Source organism: Halobacillus litoralis (genome assembly GCF_009856445.1).
In the GTDB taxonomy this organism is placed as follows: domain Bacteria; phylum Bacillota; class Bacilli; order Bacillales; family Halobacillaceae; genus Halobacillus; species Halobacillus litoralis.
In genome coordinates, this window is the sequence record NZ_WMFA01000001.1 from 542,923 (window position 1) to 566,714 (window position 23,792).

Below are 23,792 nucleotides of genomic sequence, written 5' to 3' on the forward strand. Positions count from 1 at the left end.
GTTTGTCAGCGCCTAGAGGTCCGGGATTGGTGAAATCATTAAAGTCACTGATAAAAATGTGAAAGACACCGATAAAAGAGCAAAAGTCACCGATAAACCCCAGGGACCTACCGATAAAAGCTTAGAATCCACTGATAAATTTCGTAACGGATCATATGGCGTTCTCTTATGTAAATATAGAGGTATTTGAAAACACAATAGGCGTTGATTTTGTTTAAGATCCTTAAATGCTTCCGCATAAACGTTCAGCTAAAACAAATGCTATGGAAAAAGGAGCACAAGCTTATGCGATATGGGATTGTCTTTTTCACTTGCCTATTTATATTGACCGGATTCAGTGCTCCTGAACCGAACGATGAAGTAACCATCATTGTCGAATTAGATGAACCACCTGAGAGTTTCTTAAAAGAACTAGAACGAAGACTACCGAGGCTTGAAGTGGTGACGAGTTACGATACGATTTTTTATGGAGTAGCGATTAAAGGGACGGCAGCAGAGTTGGAAAAAGTGGCAAGAATGGAAGCTGTGAAAAATCAACATCCCGTACGTACTTATGAAGCATTAGAGGTAAAGGAAGTTCCTGATTTTTCAACGGAATTTATTCGTAATCAACTGAGTAAGCCGCAGACAGGGAAAGGCGTTAAAGTTGGGATTATAGATACAGGCATGGACTACCACCACCCGGATTTAAAAGACAATTTCAAAGGTGGCTATGACACCGTTGACTTTGACGACGATCCTATGGAAACAGAGGAGGAGGGCGCAACAATTCATGGCACGCATGTCGCTGGTGTTGTAGGTGCGAATGGGGAAATGAAAGGCATTGCCCCAGATGCTGACCTCTATGCGTACCGGGCTTTGGGACCTGGAGGAGTAGGTTCGTCTGTGCAAGTAATTGCAGCGATTGAAGAAGCTGTGAATGACGGTATGGATGTCATCAATCTTTCTTTAGGGAATGATGTGAATGGTCCGGACTGGCCAACGACCCATGCTGTCAATAAAGCCGTAGAGTTAGGGACAGTGGTTGTCGTAGCGGCCGGTAATTCTGGCCCGGACGGCTGGACGATCGGTTCTCCAGCTACTTCCTCTGATGCCATCACGGTAGGGGCTTCTGCTTTATCTATGAAGGCCCCTGTGCTGAAAGTCCCGGGTGAAAGGGAAACGGTACTGGTTCAGAAAATGTCTGGATCTGTTCCTTGGGAATTAGCAAAAAAATATCCCCTCGTTTTTGCGGGGACAGGTGAAGCTGAGTATGGGAATGTACGTGGAAGAATCGTTTTGTTTGAAAGAGGCGGCATTCCTTTTAGTCACAAAGCTCTCAAGGCCTACCAAAAAGGCGCGGTCGCTGTACTCATCTACAACAACGAAGAAGGGAACTTTCAAGGAGGATTGGATGGAGTGAAACTGCCCATTCCCGTAGCGTCTCTATCAAACGAAGCTGGGGAATGGCTGAAGGAAAAGGTCATCCGGCAAAATCAATGGGTGGAAACGGTGAATGTTTCGCTAGGTGACCAGGTTGCACCCTTTAGCTCGCGCGGACCCGTCACTACGAATTGGGAGATTAAACCGGATATACTCGCCCCAGGGGTGGATATATACAGTACTGTTCCTGGAGGTTATCAATCGTTGCAAGGAACAAGTATGGCAGCCCCTCATGTGGCCGGGATGGCAGCATTGATGAAAGAGGCGCATCCGGATTGGAGCCCAGCAGAAGTCAAACAGGCGCTGACAACTACAGCAGATTTAATTGGTACAGGAAAACAGCCTTTCCCACCCACTGAACAAGGAGCAGGTTATGTAGACCTCAACGAAGCTCTTGAACCTGATCTGCTCATTGGGCAAAGTTCATTGTCTTTTGGGAAAATCGATGACCAGATCTATCGAAAACAATTACCTTTAAAGATAAAGAATTTAAAAGATGAAACGGTTACTATTTCCATTGAAAAGCCGAGTACGCAACGTGGGGTTTCATGGACAGTGCCCATGTCACAAAACATAGAACCCGGACAAACGAAGGAATTGTCTGTTGAATTGCGTGTGTCTGCCGCATTTTTAGAAGATGGGGTTCATGAAGGATTTCTTAAAGTTAAAGAGAAAGAAAAAGTTTATACCCTCCCATATGTGTTTGTGAAAGAGACCTCAGGTTATGAAATTGTGTCAGGTTTTGAACTGGAGACGTCCTGGCAAAACGATCGAGTGGGTGATTATCGTTTCCACATAGCGGAAGATGTGGATGAATTGAGAGTGGATTTATATCGTGCAGGTACAATGTTAACAGCAGGTACTCTATTGGAGATAAAAGATTTAAAATCCGGACTGATTGAAGGTGAAGTGGATATAGATGACTTGAACTTGGATGGTAGTTATCTTGCCATAGTAACCGTTGTAACAGATAAAAAAGAGTCGATCTATCCGTTTCCTATTTATATAGAAGGAAATCGGTAAAAAGACGCTGCGCACTGAAGCGCAGCGTCTTTTGTAATGATGATGAGGGGGCTATGTAAATGGGAGCTGAAATAGATAATTTTTGTATTGTGTTCCATATATTTGAATGCTGTGTAAATACGACATAAATGTGACGAAAATGTGATCGAATTTTGTCTGTCATTTGTACTTTTACTCACAAACTCATTGACATCAAACCACCCCTATTGTATTCTTACATAGTGTGGAATGATAAGGTTTTCATAGGTGACATACAAGGTTTTCAGCCACTAGAAAATTGTGGAGGAAGAGCGGATGAAACAGACCGAACCACCCTTCAAAGCAATGGCTTTAACCAGCATGATCACATCCCAACTCGCAGGCGGACCTTTAGCCGGCGTTTTCCTCGGGAAATGGATTGATAGTCACTATTCCACAGAACCCATTTTCTTAATCATAGGATTGCTCCTAGGGTTAGGGGCAGGTACATATGGGACCATTCATTTAGTACGCACGTACACGGGAGACGATTGACATGCAAGGATATCAACAGATGATGACCCGTCAGCGAAAATGGATGTTCTACCTTCTGGCTTTATTTGTACTTGGTTGGGGCATCACCCCTTGGCAACCGATTTTCCTCGGACTTCTGTTAGGAAGTGCATTGAGCTTCTACAACCTCTGGCTCATGCAAAGAAAGATCCGCAAGCTTGGCGAAGCTTCCGCAGATAACCGCTCCGTTAGAGGAATAGGTACGTTTACGCGATTGGCTTCCGGTGCTTTAGCCGTAGTCATAGCCCTTCAGTTTGAAGAATATTTCCATTTGATTGCAGTAGTATTGGGCTTAATGGCAGCCTATATTGTCATTTTAATAGATTATCTGTTCAATAAATCAACAGTTTAGCATGATGGAAGGTAGGTGAACAGTTTGAATCACGAAGCACCGATGTGGGAGGATGCGTTTGGACTCTCTTGGTTGGATTTCAATTTGTCAAACGTATTGATGATGTTTGTCGCGTCATTGATCGTATTCATCCTCGGCGTAGCGGCGACAAGAAACATGCAGCGATATCCGACAGGTTTTCAAAATTTCATGGAATGGCTGATTGATTTCATTAAAGGAATTATCGGTTCCAACATGGATTGGAGAACAGGTAGGCTCTTTTTACCGCTGGGACTGACATTATTCGCCTACATTTTCGTAGCGAACATGCTCGGGGTAGTCACCAACGGTGTGGTTGGACACACACTATGGTGGAAATCACCGACAGCTGATCCGGGAATCACTTTGACACTTGCGACTTTAGTTGTCGTCTTGTCCCATTATTATGGAGTGAAACTGCGGGGCGGTAGAGAATATGCAAAAGGATTTGTACGTCCATTGCCATTCTTGCTACCATTCAAAATTATTGAAGAGTTCTCAAATACGTTGACTCTTGGTCTACGTCTTTACGGGAACATTTACGCAGGTGAAATTCTGCTAAGCTTGCTCGTTGGATTAGCAGCGACAGGCGTTGGAGGGTTTATCGGAGCGACCGTTCCGATGATTGCATGGATGGGCTTTAGTACTTTTATTGGTTTTATCCAGGCGTTTATTTTCGTTATGTTAACGATGGTTTACTTGTCTCACAAGGTGAGCGAAGACCATTAATATAAAGCATTATATTAACTTTTTTAAAAATATTGAGGAGGATTTTCATTATGGGTCTTTTAGCAGCTGCAATTGCAGTAGGTTTAGCGGCACTAGGTGCTGGTATTGGTAACGGTTTGATTGTTAGTCGTACAGTAGAAGGGATTGCGCGTCAGCCAGAATTGCGCAGTGCACTTCAAACAACAATGTTCATCGGTGTTGCCCTAGTAGAGGCGATTCCTATCATCGGCGTTGTTATTGCATTCATCGTAATGGGACAATAATTAGGACGAGCATATACGCTTATGGCGAAGTTCAACTCCATCGATCTTCGCCTTTCCTTTATACCTTACGAAAACTTTATACCCGAAAGTCACGGTAAGAAAACTTCGACGGAAGCTGTATGTACAGCGGAAGCCGGGTTTTTCGCTTGTCTAGCCCTAGCATCATGAAAGGGCTTGCGGAAATTATTGAAGTGTAAACCTGTTACGAGATGGTGTGGAGAGGAGTGAAAACTGTGCAAGGATTCACAGAGAGTCTGGTCCTCGGAGCTGGAGGGCTTAATATAGGTGACATGATCATTCAACTTGTTTTCTTCCTTGGTTTACTTGCTCTTTTAGGTAAGTTCGCATGGGGACCATTGATGAACATGATGAAAGAACGTGAAGATTATGTAGCAAATGAAATAAACACGGCCGAGAAAAGCCGTGAAGAAGCGCAGCGCATGCAGCGTGAAGCTTCTGAAGAGTTGAAAGCGACACGCCAGGATGCACAGAGTATTATTGAGGATGCTCGTAAAACAGCAGGCCAGCAAGAAAGAGATATTCTTGAGTCAGCACGTGCTGAGGCTGAACGCATCAAGGAATCTGCTCGTCAAGAAATCGAGCAGGAGAAAGAAAAAGCTGTCCAAGCCCTCAAAGATCAAGTGGCTACCATGTCTGTCATGATTGCTTCGAAAGTCATTGAAAAAGAACTTTCACAAAAGGATCAAGAGGCGCTGATCAACCAATATATCGATGAGGCAGGCGAAGAGCGATGAGTCAATCCATCATTGCTAAACGTTATGCTGATGCCCTTTTCCAACTTGGAAAAGAAAAGTCGAAACTAGAACAATTTGAATCCGAACTGGTAACTTTACGTGATGTTTTTCGCGGCAATAAGGAAATCATCTCATTCCTGAACCATCCACGGTTCTCCATGGAGCAGAAGGAAAAGTTTGTTGGCGATTCTTTTCAGTCTTTTTCTGACGAGATCGTTAATACTTTAAAGCTGTTGGTGGAAAGACATCGTGAAGAAATCATTGTGGATATGATCGGTTTTTACATTGAAATGATGAACGATGCTAAAGGCATTGCAGATGCGGATGTTTACTCTGTGAGGGAACTTTCTGAAGCTGAAAAACAGCGCATATCAGAAACATTTGCACCGAAAGTAGGTAAACGGTCCTTGAACCTTACGAATATCGTCGATCCTTCTATCCTTGGCGGGCTTCGCCTGAGAGTCGGTAATCGCATATTTGATGGTTCTGTCAGTGGAAAACTTCGCCGCATAGAGCGGAAGTTAGTTTCTGCGAACAATAGATGATAGGGGTGAAATGGCATGAGCATCAAAGCTGAAGAAATCAGTGCGCTGATTAAGCAGCAAATTGAAAACTATGAATCAGATATAGAAGTCAATGATGTGGGAACCGTAATCGAAGTTGGTGACGGTATTGCCCGTGCTCATGGTCTTGATAATGTCATGGCTGGTGAGCTCGTTGAATTCTCTAATGGTGTCATGGGATTGGCACAAAACTTGGAAGAAAGTAACGTTGGTCTTGTCATTCTAGGGCCATATACAGATATTAAAGAAGGCGACGAAGTACGTCGTACAGGACGAATCATGCAAGTACCCGTCGGGGAAGAAATGCTTGGTCGTGTCGTAAACCCACTCGGACAACCAGTCGATGGACGCGGTCCGATTGAAACGACAAAAACACGCCCAATCGAATCACCGGCACCAGGAGTTATGGATCGTAAATCCGTTGATGAGCCACTTCAAACAGGTATCAAAGCCATCGATGCTCTTGTACCAATTGGACGTGGACAACGTGAATTGATCATCGGTGACCGTCAGACAGGTAAAACATCTGTCGCCATTGATGCGATTATAAACCAGCACGATCAGGATATGGTTTGTATTTATGTAGCGATCGGTCAAAAAGAGTCAACCGTTCGTGGCACAGTAGAAACTCTACGTCGTCATGGTGCACTGGATTACACAATTGTTGTAACCGCAAGTGCTTCTCAGCCTGCACCATTATTATACCTTGCACCATATGCAGGTGTATCCATGGGTGAAGATTTCATGTACAACGGCAAGCACGTATTGGTCGTTTATGATGATCTTTCTAAACAGGCGGCTGCCTACCGTGAACTTTCTCTACTTCTACGTCGTCCTCCAGGCCGTGAAGCCTTCCCGGGAGACGTATTCTACCTACACTCTCGTTTGCTAGAGCGTGCAGCGAAGCTTAGTGATGCTAAAGGCGGCGGGTCTTTGACTGCTCTTCCTTTCGTAGAAACACAAGCAGGAGATATCTCTGCATATATTCCGACAAACGTAATTTCCATTACCGACGGTCAAATATTCCTGCAGTCTGATTTATTCTTCTCTGGTGTACGTCCAGCGATTAACGCGGGTCTTTCCGTATCTCGTGTTGGTGGTTCCGCACAAATCAAAGCGATGAAGAAGGTTGCCGGTACACTGAGACTTGACTTGGCTTCTTATCGTGAGTTGGAAGCATTCGCTCAGTTCGGTTCTGATCTGGATAAATCCACTCAGGCCAAGTTGAACCGTGGTGCCCGTACAGTTGAAGTCTTGAAACAAGGTCTTCACCAACCACTAGCCGTCGAAAAGCAAGTCATGATCATTTACGCACTGACAAAAGGATTCTTAGATGAAATTCCAGTCGAAGATATCACTCGCTTCGAATCTGAGTTCCATAACTGGTTGGATAACAACCGTAAAGAGCTTCTGACTCAAATCCGTGAGACAGGCAAGCTTGCAGAAGATGAAGATATGAGTGGTGCTGTGAAAGAATTCAAGAAAACGTTTGTCGTTTCTGAATAAATGAATCATAGCTGGAAAGGGTGGTGAAACAGCGTGGCATCCCTTAGAGATATTAAAGGTCGGATTACGTCAACGAAAAAGACGAAGCAAATCACGAAAGCGATGGAGATGGTATCTGCCTCCAAGCTGAACCGTGCCGAGCAGAATGCGAAGAAGTTTGTACCTTATAGTGAGAAGATCCAGGAAGTTGTGGCAAGCATCGCCCAAGGTGGCGGAGATGCAAGTCACCCGATGCTTGAGGCCCGTGATGTCAAAAAGACTGGGTATCTCGTCATCACTTCCGATCGTGGACTCGCTGGAGCATTCAACAGCAGCGTTCTTCGTAAGGTGTACCAGCAAATCCGAAGCAAGCATACGTCAGCGGATGAATACACCCTTATTACCATCGGACGGATCGGGCGTGACTTTTTCCGTAAACGGAACATGCCTGTCGATATGGATATCACGGGAATATCTGATCAACCAGATTTCACTGATATCAAAGATATTGCTTCAGATACCGTACAGCTGTACACAGATGAAAGAATCGATCAGCTGTTTATCTATTACAACCATTATGTCAGTGCCATCACTCAAGAAGTGACAGAGAAGAAAATTCTTCCACTGACAGACTTGAATAAAGAGGGTAAAGCCAACCAAAGTTCGTATGAGTATGAGCCGAACCAAGAAGAGATTTTGGAAGTCTTGCTTCCTCAATACGCTGAGAGCTTGATTTATGGTGCTTTACTCGACAGTAAGGCCAGTGAGCATGCAGCACGTATGACGGCAATGAAGAGTGCGACAGATAATGCTGATGATTTGATCGGAGATCTTACTCTTTCTTACAACCGTGCCCGTCAGGCTGCTATTACCCAGGAGATCACCGAAATTGTCGGCGGTGCAGCTGCCCTCGAATAGGATCTCTCGGATTTTTGAACAGTAAGTTAGGAGGGAAATCGATGAGTAATGGACGCGTGACCCAAATCATGGGACCCGTTGTTGACGTAACGTTCGATGATGGACATCTCCCTGATCTTAATAACGCATTGCACGTAAGTTACGAAGCGAAAAACGAAAACGAAAAGAGCGTCGATCTTACATTGGAAGTTGCCCTTCACCTGGGTGACAATACCGTTCGTACCGTTGCCATGTCATCTACGGATGGTGTCATGCGTGGTACGACAGTTACGGACACAGGTAAGCCGATTTCTGTACCTGTAGGGGAAGTAACTCTTGGACGTGTATTTAACGTAGAAGGCGACACGATCGACCTTGATGAGCCACTTGGTGATGTCCGTCGTGACCCAATACACCGCGAAGCTCCTAAATTTGAAAACCTGGCTACAGAAACTGAAATTCTTGAAACAGGGATTAAAGTAGTAGACCTTCTGGCCCCTTATGTAAAAGGTGGTAAGATCGGTTTGTTCGGTGGTGCCGGTGTAGGTAAAACCGTTCTGATCCAGGAATTGATCAACAACATCGCCCAAGAGCACGGTGGTATTTCCGTATTCGCAGGTGTTGGTGAGCGTACACGTGAAGGAAACGACCTTTACTATGAAATGACTGATTCCGGAGTTATCAAGAAGACAGCCATGGTATTCGGACAGATGAACGAGCCACCTGGTGCACGTATGCGTGTGGCCCTATCTGGACTAACGATGGCCGAATACTTCCGTGATGAAGAAGGACAGGATGTTCTATTCTTTATCGATAACATATTCCGTTTCACCCAAGGTGGTCTTGAAGTTTCTGCCCTGCTTGGACGTATGCCATCAGCTGTTGGTTATCAGCCGACGCTTGCTACAGAGATGGGTCAGCTTCAGGAGCGAATCACATCGACAGACAAAGGATCCGTTACTTCTATCCAGGCGATTTATGTCCCTGCCGATGACTATACGGACCCTGCTCCTGCCACAACTTTCGCCCACTTGGATGCAACGACAAACCTTGAGCGTAAGCTATCTGAGCAAGGAATCTACCCAGCCGTGGACCCGCTTGCTTCCACTTCTCGCGCTCTTGACCCTGAAATCGTCGGCGAAGAGCACTACGAAATCGCCCGCGAAGTTCAGCGTACACTTCAACGCTATAAAGAGCTTCAGGATATCATAGCAATCCTGGGTATGGATGAACTTTCTGATGAGGATAAATTGACAGTATCCCGTGCACGTCGGGTACAGTTCTTCCTTTCTCAGAACTTCCACGTGGCAGAACAGTTCACGGGCCAACCTGGTTCTTATGTGCCTGTTTCAGAAACAGTGAAAGGCTTCAAGGAAATCCTTGACGGCAAATACGACGATATTCCGGAAGATGCGTTCCGTCTAGTTGGACGAATCGAAGAAGTCGTTGAAAAATCAAAACAAATGCAATAAACAGGTCTGGTGGATAGAGGGGCTTGAGTAAAGTTCCTCTTCCTCTTCATGATCAGCCAAGGAGGAATACGAATGAGCACACTGACGGTGAGTGTAGTCACTCCTGATGGCCCGGTGTTGGAAGATGCATTTGAAATGGTCAGCTGTAAGGCGGAAAGTGGTGAACTTGGGATCCTTCCAGGTCACATTCCGATGGTCGCGCCTTTGACGATCAGCGCTGTTCGTCTTAAAGGGGAAGGCAAATCAGATCGTATCGCGGTAAGTGGCGGTTTCTTGGAAGTTCGTCCAGATAAAGTCACGATTCTTGCTCAATCTGCTGAAAAACCAGCGGATATTGATATCGATCGTGCCCGTATGGCTAAAGAACGTGCCGAACGTCGCCTTCAGGACAAACAAGCCGACATTGATTTCCAACGGGCTGAAATGGCACTCAAGCGTGCCTTGAATCGCTTGAATGTTTATGAGAACAACTTCTAAACTGCTTTCTTTACGAGAGCAGTTTTTTTGTGAGTTATACAGCTTTTTTTCGCCAGCGAATTTTGGATAGTCCCGTCAAAACGATGTAAAATGTCTATTATTGCCCGGGAAATGGAGTGGAATATTCCCTCTTTTGTCAGTTTATCTTGAACCATTGATGGAGAGATGAGAGATCTCGACATTCCTCAGGGAAGGAGCAGCACCTATGGAACAATACTTTGCAGAAGAAGCAATTCTCAGCATGACTTCGCACTTGATTTTCATCATCATCACCTGGAGGGTCTTGCAGTCGATCAATTTTGATGCATTCTTCAGGAAAAACAAAGTCTTTGAAGCAAGGGCCTTGCTTATTTTAGTAACCATCGCACTAGGAACAACGGTCAGCAACTTCTTTCTTGATTTTATTAAGTGGTCAAACAGCCTGATTTATTTATTTTAAAGATGTTGGACAAATGTCTAAAGTTGTTAGGAAATGTTTCGTATGAATGTCCTCTTCTCAGGTCAAACTTATAGTAAGAAAATGCTTGGGGAGGCATTCAAAATGAAAAGTGTTTTGGCTGGAATCATTGCTCTATTAATTATAGGAACAGGTGCTTATCCACAGGAAATGACAGGAGCTCAAGAAACCCTCATGGAGTTTTCGTCATTTGCTGCGGATAAGCAGCTTGAAGTGAATGGCTGGACGATCACGATGAAAGAAAAAGTATCTAGAAAAAAGGCAGATCGTTTGAAAGTGGATCTCCTGGAGTTCTGGTCTGATTCTGTCGTAACAGAAGAGATTACGATGAACGCCGTGAAGTATAACGTCAAAAACAGTCATAAAAACGAAGAAATCATCGAAAGTTTTAGCATGATTGTTCCAAAAAATGCGTGGAGCGACGTGGAAGTGGTTTATACCACAGAAGGACAGGGAACACCTTCATTAACAAACATTAATCAAACAAGCATGAATGAAATATCTCGTCGATTTTTCTCAAAAAATGTCACTAATTTCTCTTGTATTAAGACCAAATTTAGTGGTATTATTGATGATGTTTTAGTGTATAAAAAATTCAAACAAGCTTTCGACATAACAACAATAGATGAAATCGACGAAAACGGTTGGACGAGCAGGACCGGATACACCCAAAAGTGGGATCAGGCCATTGATGCTGGGGATCGAATGATGAACGTTCAATTCGCGACCCGAACTTTGGGCGGGGAGACAAACATCACGATTGGCACACCCATAATAACTGCTGAATATTAATAATAATGAATATGGACGCGGAGGAGAATGAACCTTGGAAAAAATCATCGTCCGTGGTGGGAGGCAGCTGAATGGTACCGTTAAAGCAGAAGGTGCCAAGAATGCCGTACTGCCTGTCATCGCAGCAAGTATTATTGCAAGTGAAGGAAAAAGCGTACTGCATGAAGTACCCGCACTAGCTGATGTATATACGATCAATGAAGTGATCCGACATATGAATGCAGATGTAAATATGGTGGGTAACACAGTCACGGTAGATGCTTCTAGTGAACTGGAAACGGAAGCACCAATTGAATATGTAAGGAAAATGCGCGCCTCTGTTCTTGTATTGGGACCACTTTTGGCCCGGTATGGCCATGCTAAGGTAGCTATGCCTGGAGGATGTGCCATTGGTTCACGCCCGATTGATCAGCACTTAAAAGGCTTTGAAGCAATGGGAGCTGAAGTAACCGTTGGTAATGGCTATGTTGAAGCTGAAGTTAACGGCCGCCTGAAAGGTGCGAAAATTTACTTCGATGTACCAAGTGTTGGTGCGACAGAAAACGTCATGATGGCTGCAGCTCTTGCAGAAGGAAAGACAATTCTTGAAAATTGTGCGAAAGAACCAGAAATTGTCGACCTGGCAAACTATTTGAATAAAATGGGCGCACACATCGTCGGTGCAGGAACAGAAACCATTCGCATCGAAGGTGTAGAGAAGCTTGTTGGTACGACTCATACAATCATCCCTGACCGTATTGAAGCAGGTACATTTATGGTAGCTGCAGCAATTACTGGAGGGAATGTTCTCGTACAAGGTGCCATGCACGAACATTTACGTCCTCTTGTTTCCAAGATGGAGGAAATGGGCGTCACCATTCAAGAAGAAGAAAGTGGTCTACGTGTAATTGGACCGGATATTCTTCAAGCCACCGACATTAAAACAATGCCACACCCTGGTTTCCCGACAGACATGCAATCTCAAATGATGGCTCTGATGCTGAATGCAGCAGGCACAAGCGTCATTACAGAAACCGTTTTTGAAAATCGTTTCATGCACGTCGAAGAATTCCGTCGTATGAACGCGAATTTGAAAATTGAGGGTCGCAGTGTCATTGTAGAAGGACCGTCATCCTTACAGGGTGCAGAAGTTGCAGCAACCGATCTTAGAGCGGGAGCAGCGTTGATCCTGGCAGGTTTAGTTGCCGATGGATATACACGGGTAACGGAGCTTAAGCACTTGGATCGCGGATATGTGGATTTTGCTGAGAAATTAGCTACACTCGGCGCTGATATCGAGCGTGTTAGAGAAGAAGAAGTTTATTCAGAAGATCACGAACCAAGCGAATCAGTATCGACATTATAATATATACATCTTTATAGCTTGCCTGTTTCAATATTTTTGAAATAGGTAAGCTTTTTTAGTTCTATCATCTTCTATTTCTGGATACATTTTTAGTAGAGGGATTTACTATGTAACCAGGAGGATGCGGATGAAAAAAAACAATGGAATTGGAATACTTGCTGTATGTGGTTTATTCACAATAATACTCATCTTACCAACGATGATTGTCGTTCCATTTACGAATTCCGGGGGTACGGAAGAAGTGAAGGAAACTCCGCAAACAGAAGAAGTAGCGAGCGTAGAGGACTCACCTTTTGCAGTCAAAGTATTACGCAGCACGACAAAAGAGGTGGAAGAGGTTCCGTTAGAAAGTTATGTTGCTCGAGTCGTCGCTTCTGAAATGCCCGTGAATTTCGAAATGGAAGCTTTGAAAGCGCAGGCCCTTGCAGCCAGAACTTATATTACGCGCCACCTGGTCCAAGGGGAGAAGGTTTCTTCAGAAGCAGATGTTACCGATACAGTCAGTCACCAAGTGTATAAGGATGAAGACCAACTAAGGAGTCAATGGAAAGATAATTATGAAGAGAACATGAAGAAAATCACAGAGGCTGTCAACGCTACGAAAGGTGAAATTATTACGTATGACCAACAGCCCATAACGGCCGCTTTCTTCTCAACGAGTAACGGCTACACAGAAAACGCAGGAGATTATTGGGAGCATGACATTCCATACCTTCAAAGTGTAGAAAGTCCATGGGATCAGGAATCACCGAAATTCGTGGATCAAAAAATCATTACCGTTGCAGAGCTTGAGCAAGCCTTGGGAGTTAGCATAGGGGCAGGGATCCAGCAGACTACGATGACAAAGACAGAAGGAAACAGGGTAGATGAAGTTCATTTCGGGGATCAATCGTTTTCTGGAAGAGAAATCCGTGAAAAAATCGGGCTGCCATCCAGTGACTTTGCTATCAAACAAAAAGGGGATCATGTCATCTTCACAACGAAAGGCTATGGCCACGGCGTAGGAATGAGTCAGTATGGGGCCAATGGCATGGCCAAATCAGGCAAGGATTATAAAGAAATCATTCACCACTATTACCAGGATACAGAAATTGCTCCACTCAGTACCCAAACGGCTTCATTGACCATTGAAAAAGAAGACACCGTAAACTAAAGAGCTGCCCTGTGCAGCTCTTTTTTTCGTTGTTTTAACTTATTGTCTTTAAGAATGGGAGCCAATCTTGTATAAGTACTCTATGAAATATAAATTTTTTCTTGTGAATGTATATAATTCCAAATAAGTGTTCAGAATGGTTTTTGAGGTGATGAACATGAAAGAGGAAGGTAAAAAAAGCGTGACTAAATTAAAGTTCAAACGCTTGATGCGCAAGAAGTGGTTGTATCCAGCATTGTATTTGTCAGTGGCTGCATTAGTACTTGTCGGAGTGTTCTGGTATCAGCAGGGAGCTAGTGATTTGGAAGATCAAATCGCGGAGCAGCCGGATTCCAAAGTCCAGGACGAATTTTTGACGGCAGATAATGAGAAAGATACTGTGCCAGTCATGGAACACCAGGAAAACTTGGAAATGCCTGTAGCAGATGAAAAGACAGCATCCATTGTCACTAAATTCTATGATTACGACGCTTCCGAGCAAGATCAAGAAAGTGCACTGGTCCTATACAACAATAAGTATTACCAAAGCGAAGGCGTAGACATTACTAGAGAAGATGGAGAAGCTTTCGAAGTTACAGCAGCTTTGTCAGGAACAGTCACAGAAGTTAAAGAGGATCCGCTATACGGCAATGTAATTGAAATCACACATGATGAAAACATTTCTACTGTGTATGCTAGTTTAGAAGATGTCGATGTTTTAGCAGGATCAGATGTAGCACAAGGTGATGTCCTTGGTTCTGCAGGTAAGAACTCCTTCGGTCAAGCAAGTGGTGTCCATGTACACTTTGAAGTGCGCAGTGATGGCCAGCCTGTTAATCCTGAAGAGTTTTTCGGTCAGCCAATGAGTAAAATCATTGAAAATGCAGGAGAAGAAGCTCAAAAAGAAGATGAAGCTCCTGCTGAAGAGCCACAAGGAGACGGCGAAGAGCCTTCTGAAGGTACAGAGCAATCTTCTGATGATGCCGAGCAGTCTACGGATGAAGAATTGAATACGGATGAAGATCCAGCTGGTTCTGAAGATGAAGAGCAAACACCAGATGAAGATAGTGCCTCTTCCATCTCTACCACACAAGCTTAAAAAATGAGGGTTCTGCCCTCGTTTTTTTTGTGTTTATTTCTAAGCTGGTGTCTATTTGTTTCTGCAGTGCGTTTAAGCATGTATGAAGCTTTTTGAGTTACATAAGATGAAGACACGGATTTTCAATGTTTGAGATCAAGCATGAAATTACAAGAAATCACATCACCCCATGCATCATCTGGCATATCTTAGAACTTTTATTAATACAATGAGGATAACCGAGCACTCGGTAACATCCAGGGTGATCCAGCATGATTTAACTTCCAGAGTAAACACCCTTAACCAAACAATTGAACCGCTTTCCTAAGAATCCCACCCCCTTGGATAGTCAATCACAGGAGGCGAGTGGAGTGCATGATTACATCAAAGAGAGGACTATCAAGATCGGTGAGCACATTATTGAAACGAAAAAAACGGTAAGAGTGATTGCCAAAGAGTTTGGAGTTTCTAAAAGTACGGTCCACAAAGACTTGACCGAAAGGCTTCCGGAAGTAAATCCTGAACTTGCCAAGGAAGTGAAGAAGATACTTGATCACCATAAAGAAATCCGCCATCTCAGAGGTGGAGAAGCGACCCGCAGAAAATACAAGTCTCAATTCGTGGATGATCAACCTGTTCAACCTCTCGCCTGAACGCTGTTCTCCTCCCTTTGTCATATTTCCTCGATATTTGGTAACTTTTTTCATCTCTCAAGAGACGGATGTCGTAATTTTGTGATAGAATAAAGAACTAGATGTGCATGATTTAAATCGAAAATAGAACTTGAAACAATAGGGAAATATAAGTTGAAGGAGATTGATCTCCATTGCCGGTGTAACGTAACGGATTACGAGGGTCTTGCACGTTACTTGGATTATGTTTTTTACAATAGGGAGGATCTACAGAACATGTTTGCGAGAGATATAGGAATTGACCTGGGTACAGCGAACGTACTCATCCACGTAAAAGGTAAAGGAATTGTATTGAACGAACCGTCTGTGGTTGCCATGGACCGTAACACTGGGAAAGTGCTTGAGGTAGGTGAAGAAGCCCGCCGGATGGTCGGACGTACGCCAGGCAACATTGAAGCTATCCGGCCGCTTAAGGACGGTGTCATTGCAGATTTTGACGTTACTGAGGCGATGCTGAAGCACTTTATCCAAAAAACAAACGTGAGAGGATTCTTATCAAAACCGCGCATGTTGATCTGTTGCCCGACGAACATTACGAAAGTGGAGCAGAAAGCGATCAAAGAAGCGGCTGAGAAATCCGGTGGTAAAAAAGTATATTTAGAAGAAGAGCCTAAGGTAGCAGCGATTGGTGCCGGTATGGATATCTTCCAGCCAAGCGGAAACATGGTGGTCGATATCGGAGGTGGCACAACGGATGTCGCTGTTTTATCCATGGGTGATATTGTCACGGCTTCTTCAATTAAAATGGCCGGTGACAAGTTTGACCATGAGATTCTACAATACATTAAAAAAGAATATAAACTGTTGATTGGTGAGCGCACAGCTGAAGATATTAAGATCAGTGTGGCTACGGTGTTCCCCGGTTCAAGAAACGAGGAAATCGAAATTCGCGGGCGAGACATGGTGTCCGGATTACCACGAACGATCTCCGTCAATTCTGAAGAAATTGAAAGATCTTTGCGCGAGTCTGTGCAGGTCATCGTTCAAGCAGCGAAACAAGTGCTGGAACGTACACCACCTGAACTATCTGCTGATATCATTGATCGTGGAGTGATCATGACAGGCGGCGGAGCTCTTCTGCATGGCATTGACCAACTGCTCGCCGAAGAGTTGAAGGTTCCTGTTCTTGTAGCTGAATCTCCGATGGATTGTGTCGCTACAGGTACAGGCATCATGCTTGAAAATATTGATAAGCGTATTTCCACGAAACTATAGTTTAGATGGGACGGAAGGAGTGAGGACACCTTGTTAAGGGGATTTTACACAGCAGCAGCAGGTATGATGGCCAACCAGAGGATGCAGGAAACGTTGTCGAATAACATGGCGAACGCGTACACACCCGGGTACAAAGCAGATCAGGGAACGATGCGTGCTTTTCCAGAGCTATTGATCGAGCGGATGGGAAGCAAAACGATCCCGACGAAGAATGGATTCAAAATACCTGGTGGCGGACATGTAGGATCCCTTAACACAGGTGTTTATATGCAGGAAGCGATTCCTTCTTTTGCTCAAGGAGACCTGAAAGAAACAGGGGTGGGGACAGACCTTGCCCTTGTACAAAATGAGGTGCCGGAGGAGTCCGGTTCTCTTTTCTTTCGTGTCCAGAATGAAGGTGGAGAAGAGCGGTACACACGTAATGGGAACTTCACTGTAGATGGGGAAGGTTTCTTGACGACAAATCTCGGGTATTATGTTTTGGACGAAAACGGAGAGCCAATCAATACGGGCGGCATGGAATTTGATGTCTCACAAAATGGAGAGCTTACCGTAGATGGACAGGCCCTCACACTCGGAGTGTCTTATACACCGGATGCTTCTCAAATGGTTAAAGAAGGAAACGATCTCTATCGTCTTTCTGATGAGGGGACCATTTTATTGAATCCCGGAATGGAAGAAGGAGTCGGTTTCTCTATTCATCAATACCATCTGGAGCAATCAAATGTCGATCCGAACAAGACCATGACAGAAATGATGAATACATACCGTTCATTCGAAATGAACCAGCGTGTCTTAAAAGCTTATGATCAGAGCATGCAAAAAGCAGTGACGGAAATCGGAAGAATTAGTTAAGGAGTGTGGCAACGTTCATGAATCGTTCAATGATCCAATCGGCTGTAACGATGGGGCAGCTGCAGAAAAAGCTGGATCTTGTCGGAAACAACTTGTCTAACAGTGAAACGACAGGATACAAAAGCCGCAACGCCGATTTTTCTTCATTACTGTATCAACAGATCGACAACCAGTCTTACTCTGAAGCAGAGGTCGGCCGGCTGACACCGGAAGGCATCCGGGTTGGTTCAGGTGCAAAGCTTGGTCACACGAACCTTGATCTGACTCAGGGAAGCCTGAAAAATACGGGCCGGGAACTGGATGTGGCTTTATTGGAAGACCACCATATGTTCGGCCTCCGAGTTACGACGGAACAAGGCCAGGAAATTCACTATACCCGCGCAGGAAACTTCTATTTGAATCCGATCGATGATGGTCAATTGCTTCTGACAGATGCGGATGGCCACCCAGTCATCGGTGCGGACGGTGAAAATATTATCCTTGAAGACAATTTTCAAGCCATCAATATCGATCCGAATGGAAGAATTCTAGTCACAAGAAATCAAAACCAAGTGGTGGAAGGCACGTTGGATGTTAGTGAAGCTGTCCGGCCACGTATGTTAGAATCGATTGGGGCGAATCGTTTCCGTATTCCAGACAATGTAGAAGAGGATGGAATTATGGGAGATGTGCTTTCTGGAGATGTGAAAATGCAGTCCCAGACGCTTGAAACATCGAATGTGGATGTAGCCAAGCAGATGACAGAAATGCTGATGTCTCAACGTGCCTATCAATTCAACGCCAAATCCATATCCACAGGTGATCAAATGATGGGGCTTGTGAGTCAACTGAGATCATAAACGTAAGGAGTTTGACGGACCATGGCAACAGATCCTAAATCAACTGGCAAAAAGCTAAATAAAGATCAGGAAAGAGAAAAAAAGCGTCAAGCTTTAGATGAAGCCACGAAGCAGAAGCCGACGAAAGCATCGTCCAACAAACAGAAGTCGGAAGCCGAAGAGAAAGCTCCGAGAAAAGGGCGACGGCGAGTCCTGCCGATATGGCTGCGGATCATCCTTGTCCTTCTTTTCAGTGCGGCGGCCTTACTGATTGGATTAATGGTCGGATATGGAGTTATTGGTGATGGTAACCCCACAGACGCGCTTGAAATGGATACATGGCGCCATATTTGGGATATCGTGACAAAAACAGAATAATCGTTAGCTTGTACTTCATTCTATGAGATAAGCTTATTCAATATGCAGAACACGAGTCGTTACGACTCGTGTTCTTTTTGTTCCAATTGTGATTTTTTGAACACAAAGCCTGGCCCCGCGTATATGGCTGAGGGTGCCTGGCACCGCTCACGGCTTATAGGGTTCCAGTTACGTATCTCTTCCTTTTCCGTACCAATGAAGCGGCGCATCAGATGTTTTCAAGCCATGGAATAGGGAATTACAACCGTACAGAGGACAAAGAAGCGGGGAGGGATCATAATCTTGAAGACAGATGTATTTATTGCAGGCGGCGGTGTAGGAGGACTTGCTCTTGCGGCGAAGCTTGCCAGCCGTGGTGTTCATGTGGTCATAGCGGAGCAGCTCAAAAGAGAATCTCCTGTATATAAAGGTGAACTTCTGCAACCCAAGACACTGGCTATTCTCGAAAGGTTGGGCGTATTGGACGAAGTGGAAGAGAACGGTCATGTTATCGACCAACTGCGTTTTCAGGAAGTTCAACGTAACCGTGGCAGTACTCCTGAAGAGATCAACCTGACAGAGTTGAGTTACAGTCGTGTCGCCAGCATTTACGATCATGCTTTAATGGTGCCCCATGAAAAAACAAAAGAAATCCTAAGGAATAAGGGGAAAGAATATGATGAATTTTTTCATTACCTTCCAGGGGCAAGGTTCATGGGTTTTGAAAAAGGGATGGCAAAGGTGAAGCACAAGAAGGAGACATTCTACGTCCAGGCTCAAGTGTACATAGGAGCAGAAGGACGAAGCTCACCTACCCGTGATGCCATGAATGTCCATGTGAAAAGGAAAGACTACAATCATCATTTTCTGACGGTGACCATTCCCCGTCCAGCATCATTTACAAAAGGAAAAATCATTACGACATCCAGCTGCTTTCTAGGATTATTCCCTCTCCCGGATAACGAAGTACGGACTGTGTTTTTAATCAAAGCCGGAGAGTATAAACGCATTCAGGAAAAAGGGCTGGAGTCCCTCTATCAAGCTTACAGTGAACTGGAACCAGAGCTTGCAGAGGGGGTTCGGACCATAGAAGATTGGAAAACGGTTCAATTGATGATTCCATTTACGTATCATGTCGACCGTTATTATTCCGGAAATATAGCAATCCTGGGGGACGCCGCGCACACCGTTCACCCCATGGCCGGGGAGGGGATGAATCTCGCCATCCAGGATGCTGATGTATTAGGTGAGCTTCTGGCCTGGTGTAAGGAAGAGGGGAAAACCTACACGGACTATCTTCATTATTATGAGGATGTGCGCAGACCTCGTGTAGAATTCTTACTCAACTTAAGTCATTTGTCGGCTCTTGTTTATTCGTTCCAATACGAATGGTGGAGGAAATTCCGTTTGAAAGCCGTCCAGAGAATCTATGATGATGATCAGCTTCACGTCAAACAAATGCTGAATATATCAGGACTTGGAAAATGGGATTTCAGTTTGGTGGACAGAGCCGTCCAAGGCAGTATGCTTCCATCAAGACAAAAAAGGGTATCAGATCAAAAACAGCGTCAGTATCTCTTTTCTGAAGAAGAAGATTATCCTTGGAAAAGAAACGAGAAAGGAAGGATATCATGAATGAATGGGTAACGGCGATGCAGGCAAGGAAATGGATGAAAAAGAACGAATCGTTCCTGCCTAGCTGGCACGCTTATGTGGGATCAGAACTCGGTCTTTTTGATGAATTCAGGACAGCGAGGACAGTTGAAGCAATCAGTGAGAAAACGGGTTATCCCTATGACCTGCTCGCTTCCTGGGTGAATGTGGGAGTAGCGGTTAAGCATATGAAAAAACGCCCAAACAACCGCTTTCGAACATCAAAAAGAAAATGTGCCAGCTTGATGGGAGATGACCAGTCACCTGGAGTTAAAGCCTTACTGAAAGAAATGATGGAATTGCACCTGCCGACACTATTAAAGTACCCAGACATCATGAAATCCCACGAAAGAGCAGAATTCAACCATGAGCGACATGGAGAAGTAGTCGCAGAAACGTCTGCTCTGCTTGAGCATTTCGCTATTAAGAAGATTAAGCGGATGATCAAAGATAAAAAAGTAACTTCTGTCGTAGATTTAGGCTGTGGACATGGAGGATACCTAAGAAAACTGGCTATGGAATATCCGCATTTGGAAATGATCGGAGTAGACATCAATCAGAAGGTCATTGAAAAAGCGCGTACCTTATCTGAAGGTTATCCGAACATCACCTTTGAAGTCGGTGATATTAATGAGTGGAAACCTCGTGAGGAGGAAAATGTGGATGTCGTCCTCCTGCATAACATCTTCCACTATATTCATCCGGAAGATCGCAGGCGTCTATTGAATCACCTCCACACTTACGTGAGTAATCAAGGGCTGATCTCAGTTATTACACCAATCAATGAAACGGAGCATGGAGAAGCATTTTCTTCAGCCTTTAACAGCTTCTTTGTCGCTCACTCCAACCTTTTTGCCTTGCCTAACAAAGGAGAATTGAAAGAGATTTCTCAAAGCTGTGAATATGAACTGTTCGACCTTGATCCGATAATTAAAGAAGGTTCGTGGTACACCTTTTGGTTGAGCCCGACGAGCCCAGTAAGGGAAATGAAACATACGCAAATGGCAGGAAGCAGCGAACAAACTCTTTCTACCAACTCTTCCTCAACAAATGAACTGACACGGAGCTCATAAATAAAACCGCTATGGATATAGAGTGACCTAATAAAATGAGACTTAATAAAACACCTTCAAAGTTGTAATACTACTTACACTTGGAGGTGTTTTTCTTATGGGTAAAAAAGTTCATTATCCTGAAGAGGTAAAGAAGAAAGTTGTAAAATTAAAGTCAGAGGGAAATCATTCAAATCAAGAGTTGATGGATATGTTTGGTATTAAGAATAAATCTCAAATTAAAACTTGGATGAAATGGTTCAAAAACGGGGAGAGTCATCGTTTCGCTCAACCCATAGGCAAACAATATTCGAACGGGTTAGGTCCGGAAGATGATAATGAAGTAACATTGTTGAAGAAGAAGGTTGCTTATTATGAAATGAGAGAAGAGTTATTGGGAAAGTACCAGGAAATCGAAAGGAAGTGGTTCCAGAAGTATTCATCCAAGTCGTAGAAGTCTTTAAGCATAAGTACAAGATTAAAGATATTTGTGAGTGTTTCGGCGTAGCTAAAGCTACGTATTACCGTTGGCGGGGAAAGGAATGGGGACCAACGGTGTTAGAAGACAAGATCCTTGAGATATGTGAAGGATTAAAATTTCGAATAGGTCACCGTATGGTCCGAGATCTCTTACGTAAAGAACATCAAATAAAGGTGAATCGAAATACAGTTCAAAAAATAATGCAGAAATATCAAGTTCAATGTCGTGTGAAACCGAAGAGACAGTCCTATATTGCCGGTGAAAGTAAAGTTGTCGTCCCCAATTATTTAGAACGAAATTTCCATGCATCCAAACCTAATGAAAAGTGGGTGACAGATATTACCTACCTTCCCTATGGAGAGAAGATGTTATATTTATCAACGATTATGGATCTGTATAATAATGAGGTTATTGCTTATTCCATCAGTGACAACCAAGAGAAATCTTTGGTAATGGATACATTAAGGAAAGCGTGTGAAGGGCGTGATGTGTATGAAGTGATCCTTCACAGTGATCAAGGGTCCCAGTACACTTCTTATGAATTTCAGGAGGAGACCAAAAAAAGAGGCATTATCACAAGCATGTCCCGGCGGGGGAACTGCTTTGATAATGCCGTCATTGAATCCTTCCACTCCGTGTTAAAATCGGAAGAATTCAACCCTCTAGATCGAGGGAAGTTAGATAATCATACAGTACGTGACAAAGTAGAAACGTACATGTATTACTACAATTATTGTCGACCTTTTAAAAAACTAAACTGCCATACTCCAATAGAATTCAGAGTGATGGCAGCCTAGGTGTTTTATTGAGTCTTATTTAACTGTGTCACTCCAGATACGTCCATAGCGGTTTCTTTCATTTGGCTATAATCGCCCACGGCCTTGCACAAGACGGACGATGAGTACAACGAGGGCGACCACAAGTAAAATATGAATCAAATTTCCAGCGATACCCCCGAGTAAGCCCAATAGCCATAGAACGAGGATGATAATTAATATCGTCCAAAGCATTGTATCGGCCTCCTCTTTGTAATAGGTGAACTTAGTTGTATATTTTCCCTAAATGGTTGATTTAAAACGAGCACTCAGAAAAACTTTGTTCCTGGCTTGTGCTTCTTTTATAATAAAAGCATGGATAGGAAAGGAGCCTGATGATGCTAGACATACAACAAATCAAAGAAATCATCCCACACCGTTATCCCTTTCTACTAATTGACCAAGTAGAAGAGATTGTAGAAGGTGAGCGTGCGGTCGGATACAAGAATGTCACAATGAACGAACCCTTCTTCCAGGGGCACTTCCCCGACTACCCTGTCATGCCGGGTGTGTTGATCACAGAAGCGATGGCCCAAATGGGGGCTGTGGCCATGCTGAAAAAAGAAGAAAACCAGGGGAAACTCGCATTTTTCACAGGAATTGATAAATGCCGCTTCAAACGTCAAGTCAAGCCTGGTGACCGTTTGAAATTGGAAGTAGAAATCGTCCGTTTGAAAGGTCCTGTAGGAAAAGGAAAAGCAACAGCTTCTGTCGATGGAGAAATTGCATGTGAAGCGGAAATCATGTTTGCTTTAAAATAATCATAAAAAAGAACGCAGCGCCGGCTGCGTTCTTTTTTAGTATATGGCAGGATTGTGGAAGACTTGATTTCGAGACTTTCGTTGGAGTTTAGGGGCTCCGGGAAAAGGTTCGCTTTCCGTGGGCGAGTGATGAGCCTCCTCGAGCTGACGCTCTGCGGGGTCTCATCTACCACGCACTTCCCACAGGAGTCTCACCGTTTCCCTCCGCCCCTTTGCCATACGAGGTTCTCGAAACCCCTCTTATATTACCTTGCCTAAAATGTTATAAATCCTGTTTAAACCGCATTGATATAGGATTCTCA

General features: G+C 44.1%; 26 protein-coding genes. 25 read left to right on the forward strand and 1 reads right to left on the reverse strand.

Annotated elements, in window-relative coordinates:
- Window positions 1-285 precede the first annotated feature (285 nt).
- The 24 genes from GLW00_RS02470 (at window position 286) to GLW00_RS02585 (ending at window position 22,711) form a co-directional block, all read left to right on the forward strand.
- Window positions 286-2,445, forward strand: coding sequence for a S8 family serine peptidase (locus GLW00_RS02470; RefSeq protein ID WP_160910915.1), 2,160 nt, complete (start codon window positions 286-288; stop codon window positions 2,443-2,445).
- A gap of 294 nt (window positions 2,446-2,739) precedes the next feature.
- The gene (locus GLW00_RS02475) at window positions 2,740-2,958 is read left to right on the forward strand and encodes an AtpZ/AtpI family protein (protein WP_160910916.1); all 219 of its coding nucleotides are present in this window, start codon (window positions 2,740-2,742) and stop codon (window positions 2,956-2,958) included.
- A 1-nt stretch (window position 2,959) separates the two neighbouring features.
- Window positions 2,960-3,328: an ATP synthase subunit I gene (locus GLW00_RS02480; protein WP_160910917.1), complete on the forward strand. Its 369-nt coding sequence runs from the start codon at window positions 2,960-2,962 to the stop codon at window positions 3,326-3,328.
- A 24-nt stretch (window positions 3,329-3,352) separates the two neighbouring features.
- The gene (atpB, locus tag GLW00_RS02485; protein WP_160910918.1) at window positions 3,353-4,075 is read left to right on the forward strand and encodes a F0F1 ATP synthase subunit A; all 723 of its coding nucleotides are present in this window, start codon (window positions 3,353-3,355) and stop codon (window positions 4,073-4,075) included.
- Between the two features lie 50 nt (window positions 4,076-4,125).
- Entirely contained in the window at window positions 4,126-4,338 is a 213-nt protein-coding gene (gene atpE / locus GLW00_RS02490) for a F0F1 ATP synthase subunit C (protein ID WP_014644824.1), read from the forward strand.
- Window positions 4,339-4,571: 233 nt separating this feature from the next.
- Window positions 4,572-5,093 carry a F0F1 ATP synthase subunit B gene (gene atpF, locus GLW00_RS02495; protein WP_160910919.1) on the forward strand — a complete coding sequence of 174 codons (522 nt, stop codon included), beginning with the start codon at window positions 4,572-4,574 and terminating at the stop codon, window positions 5,091-5,093.
- Window positions 5,090-5,638 carry a F0F1 ATP synthase subunit delta gene (locus GLW00_RS02500; RefSeq protein ID WP_160910921.1) on the forward strand — a complete coding sequence of 183 codons (549 nt, stop codon included), beginning with the start codon at window positions 5,090-5,092 and terminating at the stop codon, window positions 5,636-5,638. Before atpF ends, GLW00_RS02500 begins: the two co-directional genes overlap by 4 nt.
- A gap of 15 nt (window positions 5,639-5,653) precedes the next feature.
- A complete protein-coding gene (gene atpA / locus GLW00_RS02505; protein ID WP_160910923.1) occupies window positions 5,654-7,162 on the forward strand; it encodes a F0F1 ATP synthase subunit alpha in 1,509 nt (502 codons plus the stop codon).
- A gap of 33 nt (window positions 7,163-7,195) precedes the next feature.
- Entirely contained in the window at window positions 7,196-8,059 is an 864-nt protein-coding gene (locus GLW00_RS02510) for a F0F1 ATP synthase subunit gamma (RefSeq protein WP_160910924.1), read from the forward strand.
- 41 nt (window positions 8,060-8,100) lie between these two features.
- Complete coding sequence (atpD, locus tag GLW00_RS02515; RefSeq protein WP_160910926.1) at window positions 8,101-9,510, forward strand: F0F1 ATP synthase subunit beta; 1,410 nt, start codon at window positions 8,101-8,103, stop codon at window positions 9,508-9,510.
- Between the two features lie 72 nt (window positions 9,511-9,582).
- Window positions 9,583-9,987: a F0F1 ATP synthase subunit epsilon gene (locus GLW00_RS02520; RefSeq protein WP_089652057.1), complete on the forward strand. Its 405-nt coding sequence runs from the start codon at window positions 9,583-9,585 to the stop codon at window positions 9,985-9,987.
- A gap of 205 nt (window positions 9,988-10,192) precedes the next feature.
- Window positions 10,193-10,426: a DUF1146 family protein gene (locus tag GLW00_RS02525; protein ID WP_089652055.1), complete on the forward strand. Its 234-nt coding sequence runs from the start codon at window positions 10,193-10,195 to the stop codon at window positions 10,424-10,426.
- Between the two features lie 102 nt (window positions 10,427-10,528).
- Window positions 10,529-11,236, forward strand: a complete 708-nt coding sequence (locus tag GLW00_RS02530; RefSeq protein WP_160910928.1) for a YwmB family TATA-box binding protein — start codon at window positions 10,529-10,531, stop codon at window positions 11,234-11,236.
- 34 nt (window positions 11,237-11,270) lie between these two features.
- Window positions 11,271-12,581 carry a UDP-N-acetylglucosamine 1-carboxyvinyltransferase gene (gene murA / locus GLW00_RS02535; RefSeq protein WP_160910930.1) on the forward strand — a complete coding sequence of 437 codons (1,311 nt, stop codon included), beginning with the start codon at window positions 11,271-11,273 and terminating at the stop codon, window positions 12,579-12,581.
- Window positions 12,582-12,708: 127 nt separating this feature from the next.
- Complete coding sequence (gene spoIID, locus GLW00_RS02540) at window positions 12,709-13,734, forward strand: stage II sporulation protein D (RefSeq protein ID WP_160910932.1); 1,026 nt, start codon at window positions 12,709-12,711, stop codon at window positions 13,732-13,734.
- Window positions 13,735-13,915: 181 nt separating this feature from the next.
- Window positions 13,916-14,812: a stage II sporulation protein SpoIIQ gene (gene spoIIQ / locus GLW00_RS02545; RefSeq protein WP_335808426.1), complete on the forward strand. Its 897-nt coding sequence runs from the start codon at window positions 13,916-13,918 to the stop codon at window positions 14,810-14,812.
- 350 nt (window positions 14,813-15,162) lie between these two features.
- On the forward strand, window positions 15,163-15,444 hold the full coding sequence (gene spoIIID, locus GLW00_RS02550) for a sporulation transcriptional regulator SpoIIID (RefSeq protein WP_160910936.1): 282 nt from the start codon (window positions 15,163-15,165) through the stop codon (window positions 15,442-15,444).
- 255 nt (window positions 15,445-15,699) lie between these two features.
- On the forward strand, window positions 15,700-16,698 hold the full coding sequence (locus GLW00_RS02555) for a rod shape-determining protein (RefSeq protein WP_089652050.1): 999 nt from the start codon (window positions 15,700-15,702) through the stop codon (window positions 16,696-16,698).
- A gap of 30 nt (window positions 16,699-16,728) precedes the next feature.
- Window positions 16,729-17,553, forward strand: a complete 825-nt coding sequence (locus tag GLW00_RS02560; RefSeq protein ID WP_160910938.1) for a flagellar hook-basal body protein — start codon at window positions 16,729-16,731, stop codon at window positions 17,551-17,553.
- Window positions 17,554-17,570: 17 nt separating this feature from the next.
- On the forward strand, window positions 17,571-18,392 hold the full coding sequence (locus GLW00_RS02565) for a flagellar hook-basal body protein (protein ID WP_160910939.1): 822 nt from the start codon (window positions 17,571-17,573) through the stop codon (window positions 18,390-18,392).
- A gap of 21 nt (window positions 18,393-18,413) precedes the next feature.
- Complete coding sequence (locus GLW00_RS02570; protein ID WP_160910941.1) at window positions 18,414-18,749, forward strand: DNA-directed RNA polymerase subunit beta; 336 nt, start codon at window positions 18,414-18,416, stop codon at window positions 18,747-18,749.
- Window positions 18,750-19,031: 282 nt separating this feature from the next.
- On the forward strand, window positions 19,032-20,363 hold the full coding sequence (locus GLW00_RS02575; RefSeq protein ID WP_160910943.1) for an FAD-dependent oxidoreductase: 1,332 nt from the start codon (window positions 19,032-19,034) through the stop codon (window positions 20,361-20,363).
- Window positions 20,360-21,454: a class I SAM-dependent methyltransferase gene (locus GLW00_RS02580; protein ID WP_160910945.1), complete on the forward strand. Its 1,095-nt coding sequence runs from the start codon at window positions 20,360-20,362 to the stop codon at window positions 21,452-21,454. Before GLW00_RS02575 ends, GLW00_RS02580 begins: the two co-directional genes overlap by 4 nt.
- Before the next feature lie 97 nt (window positions 21,455-21,551).
- Window positions 21,552-22,711 (forward strand): IS3 family transposase gene (locus GLW00_RS02585; protein WP_160910947.1). Its coding sequence is split into 2 segments (ribosomal slippage): window positions 21,552-21,831 and window positions 21,831-22,711, totalling 1,161 coding nucleotides; the frame shifts between segments, so codons are not numbered across the junction.
- A 66-nt stretch (window positions 22,712-22,777) separates the two neighbouring features.
- Here GLW00_RS02585 and GLW00_RS02590 read toward each other — a convergent pair.
- The gene (locus GLW00_RS02590) at window positions 22,778-22,924 is read right to left on the reverse strand and encodes a lmo0937 family membrane protein (protein WP_115823967.1); all 147 of its coding nucleotides are present in this window, start codon (window positions 22,922-22,924) and stop codon (window positions 22,778-22,780) included.
- A 143-nt stretch (window positions 22,925-23,067) separates the two neighbouring features.
- Here GLW00_RS02590 and fabZ point away from each other — a divergent pair, with 143 nt between their 5' ends.
- A complete protein-coding gene (fabZ, locus tag GLW00_RS02595; RefSeq protein WP_160910949.1) occupies window positions 23,068-23,490 on the forward strand; it encodes a 3-hydroxyacyl-ACP dehydratase FabZ in 423 nt (140 codons plus the stop codon).
- The last annotated feature ends 302 nt before the right edge of the window (window positions 23,491-23,792 follow it).

What these genes read in the sequence shown, in the direction of transcription:
- GLW00_RS02475 (WP_160910916.1), top strand. Translation starts at nt 2,740, where the DNA reads ATGAAACAGACCGAACCACCCTTCAAAGCAATGGCTTTAACCAGCATG.
- GLW00_RS02470 (WP_160910915.1), top strand. Translation starts at nt 286, where the DNA reads ATGCGATATGGGATTGTCTTTTTCACTTGCCTATTTATATTGACCGGA.
- GLW00_RS02530 (WP_160910928.1), top strand. Translation starts at nt 10,529, where the DNA reads ATGAAAAGTGTTTTGGCTGGAATCATTGCTCTATTAATTATAGGAACA.
- GLW00_RS02570 (WP_160910941.1), top strand. Translation starts at nt 18,414, where the DNA reads ATGGCAACAGATCCTAAATCAACTGGCAAAAAGCTAAATAAAGATCAG.
- GLW00_RS02565 (WP_160910939.1), top strand. Translation starts at nt 17,571, where the DNA reads ATGAATCGTTCAATGATCCAATCGGCTGTAACGATGGGGCAGCTGCAG.
- GLW00_RS02480 (WP_160910917.1), top strand. Translation starts at nt 2,960, where the DNA reads ATGCAAGGATATCAACAGATGATGACCCGTCAGCGAAAATGGATGTTC.
- GLW00_RS02555 (WP_089652050.1), top strand. Translation starts at nt 15,700, where the DNA reads ATGTTTGCGAGAGATATAGGAATTGACCTGGGTACAGCGAACGTACTC.
- fabZ (WP_160910949.1), top strand. Translation starts at nt 23,068, where the DNA reads ATGCTAGACATACAACAAATCAAAGAAATCATCCCACACCGTTATCCC.
- GLW00_RS02580 (WP_160910945.1), top strand. Translation starts at nt 20,360, where the DNA reads ATGAATGAATGGGTAACGGCGATGCAGGCAAGGAAATGGATGAAAAAG.
- GLW00_RS02590 (WP_115823967.1), bottom strand. Translation starts at nt 22,924, where the DNA reads ATGCTTTGGACGATATTAATTATCATCCTCGTTCTATGGCTATTGGGC.
- GLW00_RS02500 (WP_160910921.1), top strand. Translation starts at nt 5,090, where the DNA reads ATGAGTCAATCCATCATTGCTAAACGTTATGCTGATGCCCTTTTCCAA.
- GLW00_RS02520 (WP_089652057.1), top strand. Translation starts at nt 9,583, where the DNA reads ATGAGCACACTGACGGTGAGTGTAGTCACTCCTGATGGCCCGGTGTTG.
- atpA (WP_160910923.1), top strand. Translation starts at nt 5,654, where the DNA reads ATGAGCATCAAAGCTGAAGAAATCAGTGCGCTGATTAAGCAGCAAATT.
- atpE (WP_014644824.1), top strand. Translation starts at nt 4,126, where the DNA reads ATGGGTCTTTTAGCAGCTGCAATTGCAGTAGGTTTAGCGGCACTAGGT.
- GLW00_RS02525 (WP_089652055.1), top strand. Translation starts at nt 10,193, where the DNA reads ATGGAACAATACTTTGCAGAAGAAGCAATTCTCAGCATGACTTCGCAC.
- atpD (WP_160910926.1), top strand. Translation starts at nt 8,101, where the DNA reads ATGAGTAATGGACGCGTGACCCAAATCATGGGACCCGTTGTTGACGTA.
- spoIID (WP_160910932.1), top strand. Translation starts at nt 12,709, where the DNA reads ATGAAAAAAAACAATGGAATTGGAATACTTGCTGTATGTGGTTTATTC.